The organism is Rubellimicrobium mesophilum DSM 19309, assembly GCF_000600335.2.
GTDB lineage: Bacteria > Pseudomonadota > Alphaproteobacteria > Rhodobacterales > Rhodobacteraceae > Rubellimicrobium > Rubellimicrobium mesophilum.
Map to the genome: position 1 here is coordinate 1 of NZ_KK088641.1, position 7891 is coordinate 7891.

Annotated in this window: 5 protein-coding genes and 1 pseudogene; 5 read left to right on the top strand and 1 reads right to left on the bottom strand. The window is 71.0% G+C overall.

The genetic code is table 11. The features are described from left to right. The first annotated feature begins 307 nt into the window (after window positions 1–307). The 4 genes and pseudogenes from RUMESO_RS23425 to RUMESO_RS23440 all read left to right on the top strand — a co-directional run bounded on the left by RUMESO_RS23425 (window position 308) and on the right by RUMESO_RS23440 (window position 4195). Window positions 308–1669, top strand: coding sequence for an MFS transporter (locus RUMESO_RS23425; protein WP_037284609.1), 1362 nt, complete (start codon window positions 308–310; stop codon window positions 1667–1669). Then, complete coding sequence (mepA, locus tag RUMESO_RS23430) at window positions 1666–2589, top strand: penicillin-insensitive murein endopeptidase (protein ID WP_037284612.1); 924 nt, start codon at window positions 1666–1668, stop codon at window positions 2587–2589. Before RUMESO_RS23425 ends, mepA begins: the two co-directional genes overlap by 4 nt. Window positions 2590–2592: 3 nt before the next feature. Continuing rightward, window positions 2593–3483, top strand: a complete 891-nt coding sequence (locus tag RUMESO_RS23435) for an esterase-like activity of phytase family protein (RefSeq protein WP_245639404.1) — start codon at window positions 2593–2595, stop codon at window positions 3481–3483. Window positions 3484–3564: 81 nt separating this feature from the next. Then, window positions 3565–4195, top strand: a pseudogene (locus RUMESO_RS23440) (queuosine precursor transporter). 246 nt (window positions 4196–4441) lie between these two features. Here the strand turns inward: RUMESO_RS23440 and RUMESO_RS23445 are convergent. Further along, window positions 4442–6355 carry a hypothetical protein gene (locus tag RUMESO_RS23445; protein ID WP_037284615.1) on the bottom strand — a complete coding sequence of 638 codons (1914 nt, stop codon included), beginning with the start codon at window positions 6353–6355 and terminating at the stop codon, window positions 4442–4444. A 49-nt stretch (window positions 6356–6404) separates the two neighbouring features. Here RUMESO_RS23445 and arfB point away from each other — a divergent pair, with 49 nt between their 5' ends. Then, window positions 6405–6830 carry an alternative ribosome rescue aminoacyl-tRNA hydrolase ArfB gene (gene arfB / locus RUMESO_RS23450; protein WP_037284618.1) on the top strand — a complete coding sequence of 142 codons (426 nt, stop codon included), beginning with the start codon at window positions 6405–6407 and terminating at the stop codon, window positions 6828–6830. Window positions 6831–7891: the final 1061 nt, after the last annotated feature.

The window sequence follows — 7891 nt, forward strand, 5'->3', positions numbered from 1 at the left end:
GGGGACAGCAACAGCGCGAACGCCAAGCGGCCACATACCAGGACGGGAGATCCTCCCCGCCTCCTTCCAGAAGACTCAAGCCCGCCGAAGAGGCGGACTGGTCCCCCTGACACCGGCGCGACCCGCGCCGCCCAGGGCAAGCCAGAGGCCCCGCGGGATTAGATTTATTTGTGGAGCCCGTTCCTCCTTGGGTCTCAAGGCGGCCCCCGGGGACGACGCCCCCGCACCATCCCCGCCCGAAGCCGCCGCGCCCGCCTTGCCCTCCCCGGCGTTTCGTTCTCTGGTCCCCCTGAACCGGGGGACAGGCATGGTCGGCCAGAGAAAGCGCATCTGGGGCTGGATGGCCTTCGACCTCGCCCAGCAGCCCTACGCCACCCTCGGCCTCACCTTCATCTTCTCCCCCTACTTCGCCCACGTGGCCGAGGGCGTCTTCCGCGCCCAAGGCGCCCCCCCCGATCAGGCCGGCGCCCAGGCCCAGAGCCTCTGGGGCATCGCCCAGACCCTCGCCGGCGTCGTCATCGCCCTCACCGCCCCCTTCCTCGGCGCCTACGCCGACGCCTCGGGCCGCAAGCTCCCCTGGATCGCCGCCTTCTCCCTGATCTACGTCCCCTGCGCCTGGGCCCTCTGGTTCCTCTACCCCGACGGCACCAACCTCCTTCCCGTCCTCGTCCTCTTCTGGCTGGGCTTCATCGCCGGCGAATCCGCGCTCAACCTCAACAACGCCCAGCTCCCCTCCCTCGCCCCGCCGGAACGGATCGGCCGCATCTCCGGCTCCGGCGCGGCGCTGGGCTACTGGGGCGGGGTCGCCGCGCTCTTCCTGATGCTGCTGTTCCTGGCCGAGAACGACACCGGCCGCACCCTCCTCGGCCGTCCCCCGGCCTTCGGCCTCGACGCTCAGGCGCGCGAGGGCACCCGCAGCGTCGGTCCCTTCATCGCCATCTGGTACGTCCTCGCCACGATCCCCTTCTTCCTCTGGGTCCGCGACCTCCCCGCCCCGACGCACCGGCCGTCCCCGGGCGAGGTCTGGCGCGACCTCAAGGCCGCCCTCCGCGACACCGCCCGCCGCCCCTCGCTCCTGAGCTTCCTCGTGGCCTCGATGCTCTACCGCGACGGGCTCGGCGCGCTCTACAGCTTCGGCGGCATCTACGCGACGCTGGTCCTGGGCTGGAGCGTCATCCAGATCGGCGTCTTCGGCATCGTCGCGGCCATCGCCGCCGCGATCATCACCTGGGCGGGCGGGATCGTGGACCAGCGCCTGGGACCGAAGCCCGTGATCCTCGCCTCCTGCTGGGCGCTGATCGCCGTCTGCACGGTCATCGTCGGGGTTTCGCGTGAAGCGATCTTCGGCCTGCCCCTGGCGCCGGGGTCGCGACTCCCCGACCTCCTCTTCTACCTCTGCGGCGCGCTCATCGGCGGCGCGGGCGGCGCGATCTACTCGGCCTCGCGCACCCTCATGGTCCGCCACGCCGACCCGGAGCGCGCGGGCGAGGCCTTCGGCCTCTTCGCGCTGACGGGGCGCGCGACCGCCTTCCTCGCCCCCGCGCTGATCGCCGCGTCCACCGCGATCACAGGTTCGACACAACTCGGTTTCGTCCCCGTGATCCTGCTTTTCCTCGTCGCCCTCCGGCTGCTAGCCTTCGTCCGACCTCAGGGAGACCGAGCTCCATGATCCACCGTTCCCTCAAGGCCCTCGCCCTGACGCTGCTCCTCGGGGCCTGTGCCGGCGGCGGCGTGGCCGAGATCACCGCGGCCCCTCCGGCCCCGCCCGTCCGGGGCGCCATGCACACCGACATGGTCGCCAAGCGCGTCTTCGGCGGCGTCCCGCTTCCCTCCTCCCAGCCGTCGCAGCCGATCGGCGCCTATTCGCGCGGCTGCCAGGCCGGCGCCGTGCAACTGCCCGAGACCGGGCCCACCTGGCAGGCCATGCGCCTCTCCCGCAACCGCAACTGGGCCCAGCCCCAGACCGTCGCCTTCATCGAGGACCTGAGCCGCTTCGCCGCAACCCTCCCCGGCTGGCAGGGCCTCTACGTGGGCGACATGAGCCAGCCACGCGGCGGCCCCATGACCTCGGGCCACGCGAGCCACCAGACCGGCCTCGACATCGACGTCTGGATGAACCCGCCGAGCCGCCTGAACCTCTCCGCGCAGGAGCGCGAGGACATCTCCGCCATCGACATGCAGCGGGCCGGGGGCGCCTACGTCAACGACCGCTGGGACGCCGAGCACGAGGCGCTCCTGCGCCACGCCGCCGAGGACCCGCGCGTCGCCCGCATCTTCCTCTTCCCCGGCGCCAAGGTGCACATGTGCCAGACCGCCACCGGCGACCGCTCCTGGCTGCGCAAGATCCGCCCCTGGTTCGGGCACAACGACCACTTCCACGTCCGCCTGAACTGCCCAGCCGGGGCCTCCGGCTGCGCCGACCAGGATCCGATCCCCGCCGGCGACGGCTGCGCCGAGGCCCAGACCTGGGTGGACAACATCCTCCACCCCCCGCCCCCCGACCCCAACGCCCCCGCGGCCGAGCCCCGGCGTGACCTGACCCTGGCAGACCTCCCCGGCCAGTGCATGGGCGTGCTGTCCGGGGGCTGAGGCGTGGGACAGGCCGCATTCTGGTCGGCGCTCGCCGCGCTGGGCCTCGGCGCGGCCCTTCTCCCGCCCGCCGCCGGGGGGACCACGGGCGGCGAGGCCATCTATCTCGGGACCCATGTCTGGCACGAGCCCTGGTCGGGCTTCGGCGGCTTCTCGGGGCTGGTCCTGTCTACGGACGGCACGACGTTCACCGCCCTGAGCGATCGGGCCTTCCTGGTCTTCGGGCACCTCACGCGCGACGACGCGGGCGTCGTCACCGGCGTCGAGGCCAGCGGGCCCCAGCCGCTCCTGGACCCCCAGGGCGACCCCATGACGGGCTCTCGCGCCGACAGCGAGGGGCTCGCCATCGGCCCGGACGGCACCGTCTGGATCAGCTTCGAAGGCAGCGCCCGCGTCCGCCGGCAGGACCCGGACGGCGCCCGGCCGTCGCTCATCCCCAGCCATCCCGACTTCGAACGGCTGCGCTCCAACTCCGCGCTCGAGGCCTTGGCCGCCGACGCGAGGGGTACGCTTTACGCGATCCCCGAGCTGCCCTTCCGGCGCGAGGGCGCCTTCCGCGTCTACCGCTTCCGCGACGGCGCCTGGGACGTGGCCTTCCGCCTGCCCGTCCGCGACGGCTTCGCGGTGACGGATGCCGACGTCGGGCCGGACGGCCGGCTCTATGTCCTCGAGCGCGACTTCACCGGCCTGGGCTTCCGGAGCCGCCTGCGTCGGGTCGACGTCGATGGCACCGGCGAGGAGATCCTCCTCACCAGCTCCACCGGGGCGCACGACAACCTCGAGGGGCTCGACGTCTGGTCCGACGGCGAGGGGTTGCGGGCGACGATGATCTCGGACGACAACCTCTTCTTCTTCCAGGAGACGCAGTTCGTGGACTACCGCCTGCCGGATTGACGGGCGCGTTCCAGGAGCGTATGCGGCCTCGCCCCGTCGCCGGGGCCAAGTCGCCGCACCCTTGCCAAAACGGACCCGTCCATGCGTCTCCTTCCCGCCATCCTCGCCATGGCCGCGATCGTCGTGGCCTCCAACATCCTCGTGCAGTTCGTGATCGCGGGGGGCCTCCTGACCTGGGGCGCCTTCACCTATCCGTTCAGCTTCCTCCTGATCGACATCACCAACCGGACCTTCGGCCCTCGCGCCGCCCGGATCGTGGTGTTCTGGGGGGTTCCTCACCGGCGTCGTCTGCTCGCTCGTGGGCTCGCAGGTCAGCCTCGCCACCGGCCCCGCCGTGCCGCTCCGCGTCGCCGTCGCCTCGGGCGCGGCCTTCCTCGCGGCCCAGCTCCTCGACGTGGCGATCTTCCACTACTTCCGCCAGCGGGAATGGTGGCGCGCCCCCATAACCTCAACCTTCGTGTCCTCCTCGCTCGACACGCTGATCTTCTTCTCGCTGGCCTTCGCGGCGATGCTGGGCTTCGTCTTCCCCGCCGCCGCCAACGAAGCCGCCGGCTGGGCGCAGGGGCCTGCCCCGCTCCTCGGCATCGGACCCGACGCGCCGGTCTGGGTATCGCTCGCCCTCGCGGACCTTGGTGTCAAGATCGCCCTGGCCCTGATCACCATGGTCCCGTACCGCCTCATTACCATGCGTCTGCAACAACGCGTGAGCTGAGCGTCATCCGTCTGAACTTGGGGTTTGACAGGTCGGGAAAAACTCCCATCTTGGGAGTCAGGCGAAACCCTTAGAAAGGAGGTGATCCAGTGTCGAGAAAGAACCTGGAGAGAGGTGTCGGGACAGCGCGGGGGATCCGCGGCTGAGGCAGCCCTCAGCCCTCCGGGTGCCCGGGTGGACCTGATGGTCTAACCGACCCCACCTCCTGAACTTTCGAGGGGGCCGCACCGCAAGGGGCGGCCCTTTTCAACTGGGCGGCGACAGGGCCGCCAGGAATTCCGCTTCCGCCTCCTCAAGGGCGGCCAGGATCTGCGCCTCGAAGTCGTCGCGCGACGCCGCCTCATCGAGCGCGAGCAGGGCGTAGTCCGTGGCGACCCAGGTGGCGGCCCCGCCCACCACGCCGCCCACCACGGCGCCGATCGTGGTCCCCACGCCCGGCACCACGCTGCCCCCCAGGGCGCCGCCTCCTGCGCCGGCCAGGACTCCGCCGAACCATCCCGTGGCCTTGCCGACCGCGAGCTTCGCCAAGGCATCGGCTGCGAGGCCGAAGGCGTCCTTCAGCACGAGCTTGGCCATGGTCTTGCCGATCAGCGCCCCCGCGAGCCCGCCGCCGACGCCCGCCAGGCTCGCCCGGCCGAGCCGAGCCCGCAGATCGAGGGACTCGATCGCGGGCCCCTCCGTCAGGATCGCCGCCGGCGCCGTCATGGTGGCGACCAGAGCCAGGTCGTCGGCGGGCAGGGAGGCGTCGGCGCAGGCCCCAAGCAGCGCCTCACGCGCCTGCCTCCACTCGGCGATCCGAGCGGGGTTGCCGTCGAGTTCCCCGGCGGCGAGGCGGAGAGGTCCGAGCGGATCGCCCGCTTCGAGCGCGCCGCGGAACCGCGCCTCGAGATAGCCGCCGGCGTCGCCGACAAGAAGATGCCCGGTGCGGGCGTATTCGGCGGGGAGCGAGTAGTACCAGTCGAGATAAGCCGGCACGTTCGCGCGCATTGCGTCGAAGCCTGCTCGGGCGGCGCCCTCGATCCGGGCACGCTGGGAGGCCAGGAGCACCCGCAGCCCGTCGTCGAGCGCCACGAGGCCCGCGAAGGTCCCCTCGGGGCAGGCGAGGTCGCCGAGCCGCTCCGCCTCGACCGCCTCGCGCACGGCCGTTGGGCTGGGCAGGCCAGGAGGGATCATGACCGGGGCCGCCTCGATGGCGCCCGGGAGCGACGGCGCGCCGCTGGGATCGTCGGGCTCGACCAGTCCGGGCATCTCGGCCATCGTCGCTGGTCGCTGCCGCGCGCTGGCCCAGGCCTCGGCCCGGGCCAGGAGCGACACGAGCGCAACCGCCAGCAGCGTCAGGAGGAACGCCGCCGAGGCGGCTCGGGCCGGACCGGCCGGCGGAGGCTCGTCCGCGTCCGTCGCGCGGAGGATGCGCCGTCCCTCGCCGCGGGGCAGCAGCAGGCCTGCGAAGACCCCGGCGATCAGCCAGAACTGCCCGAAGCCGGCCGCGACCCTCCAGAGGGTCGCCACCAGCCCGACGCGCCCCTCGGCCAAGGCGAGCCCCCAGACGCGCGCGCCGTTCACCACGCCCGTCGCGTCCACCGCCCAGGCGAGCAGCGCCGAGGCCCCCTCGTAGTGCGGCTCGGCCGCGATCCGCTCGGCCAACGTCTCCTCCCCGAGCGCGACGAGGCCGCCCAGGAGCAGCCAGACGCCGGTCAGGAGCGCCGCCGTGATCACGGGTGCGGTCCTCATCACGGGGCGGAGCCGCGCGTAGGGCTTGAGGGCTCTCGTATGCTGCGAGAGGCTGCCCGCGACCGGATAGAGGACCGCCCCCGTCGCCGCGACCCAGCCGAGGCCCGCCCAACCCTGCGCGATCAGCGTCCAGCCCACGCTCCAGGCGGCGAGGAGCGACACCGGGATCGCCGCGAGCACCTGCCGCCACGCCGCCCCGCCGAGGAGGGGTCCCCACCACGGCGCCTCGCCTTCCTGCAGGAGCGACCGGGCCTGCGCCTTGCGGATCGCCGCCTGATAGGCGAGCCCCAGCCAGCAGGGCCAGGCCACCAGCGGCAGGAGGAGCAGCGCCGGGAGGAGGCCGAGGCGCGTTCCCTGCGCCGCGAGGACCGCTAGACCCCCGAGGACGAGCGCGGCAAGAAGGCCATATCGGGCGGGCGAGGCGATCATCCGTCCCGGGATGGGGCCAAGCCCCGAGTCGAGTCAACGAGGGGATGACGTGCTGCGCATCAGCGACACGGTGGCGATCCAGGACTGGGAGCTGACGGAGCAGTTCACGCGCGCCTCGGGGCCCGGGGGGCAGAACGTCAACAAGGTCTCCACCGCCGTGGAGCTCCGCTTCGAGGCCGAGCGGTCGCCGTCGCTGACGGGGCCGGTCAAGGCCCGCCTCCGTCGCCTCGCGGGGAGCCGCTGGGTGGGCGAGGAGGGCTCCGGGGCCGTGCTGATCCGCGTCGAGGACACGCGTCACCAGGCCCGCAACCGCGAGATCGCCCGCGAACGGCTCGCGGCGTTGGTCCGGACAGCTCTGGTGACGCCGAAGCGGCGGGTGCCGACGAAGCCCACGCTGGGAAGCGTGAAGCGGCGGCTCGAGGCCAAGGCAAGGCGCAGCGATGTGAAGGCCGGGCGTGCGAAGGTCCCCGATTGACCCTCGTCATGGTCGCTCCCGGTCGCGCAAGGCGTCGCCCCGCCGCGCATTCGCGCGCCGCGCAAGGCCGGCCCGGGCAGCGCGCCCAGGGGGGACCTCGGGATAATGGGGGAGACGGGACATGCGGGAACTCGAATCGGGATGGGCCGGGGGTGGGCCCGGATGAGGGTAGGTGTAGCAGGGGAAGGTTAAGGGCGGGTTAACGGGTGGAGCGCTCAAGGCTTTGCTGATCCGCGTTGAGAACACCCGCCACTCGGCACGCAACCGCGAGATCACCCGGAAGAGGCTCGCAGAACTGGTCCGCAAAGCGCTGGCGGTCCCGAAGCGGCGGGGCCTGACGAAGCCTACGCTGGAGAGCATGCGGCAACGGCTGGAAGAGAAGGCAAGACGGGGGAAGTTAAGGCCGGGCGACCACGTCTAAACCGAGACTATGAACCTACAAAGCCGCGCCACTCTTGGATCTCCGCATCAAAATAGGAGTCCCTGTCACCGCCCGCACCGTCGTGTCTAAGGTTCAACACGAGCGTACTACAGAACGTCTCAAAGTTGACTGTTCGCGCACTTGCCTTGCCTCGGCTCATCGAGCAGAACCAATGATATACAAGTCTTAACACAGCTTTGCCGAAGAAAAGAGTTCGCCCGAGTCGGCTATTCCATTCTGCTACGTCAATGCCCACCTTCTCGAAGAATTGCACGCCTGCTGCCTTAGCAATCATCCCTTTGACGCGTGGCTTCGGAAGTCCGTCGTCCCCTTGCTGGACCAATGAGGCAGGCTTCGAGCGATCAAACAAAGCGGTGGGGCAGGACCAGTATCTCAAATCTAGCGCTGACATTCTCCTAAGCTTGTTCTCCCAACGACCAAGAGATTCATAGTAGTCACGTTCAAGCTGACGCGAATCTACTATCGTAAAGGGCTCTGTTGAGCAATTCGGCGTAAGAGCGAGCTGCCCCTGACCCCCGTCGGCTTTATGCAACGCGCTTGGTCTCGGGGGTGCCGAGGGCGGTGAAGCGGTTGAGAAGGGCGGCACGGATCTGAAGCTCGGCGGTTTGGCGGCTGGGGG

Excerpts from the sequence above, each read along its gene's own strand:
- RUMESO_RS23425 (WP_037284609.1), top strand. The coding sequence starts at position 308 with ATGGTCGGCCAGAGAAAGCGCATCTGGGGCTGGATGGCCTTCGACCTC.
- mepA (WP_037284612.1), top strand. The coding sequence starts at position 1,666 with ATGATCCACCGTTCCCTCAAGGCCCTCGCCCTGACGCTGCTCCTCGGG.
- RUMESO_RS23445 (WP_037284615.1), bottom strand. The coding sequence starts at position 6,355 with ATGATCGCCTCGCCCGCCCGATATGGCCTTCTTGCCGCGCTCGTCCTC.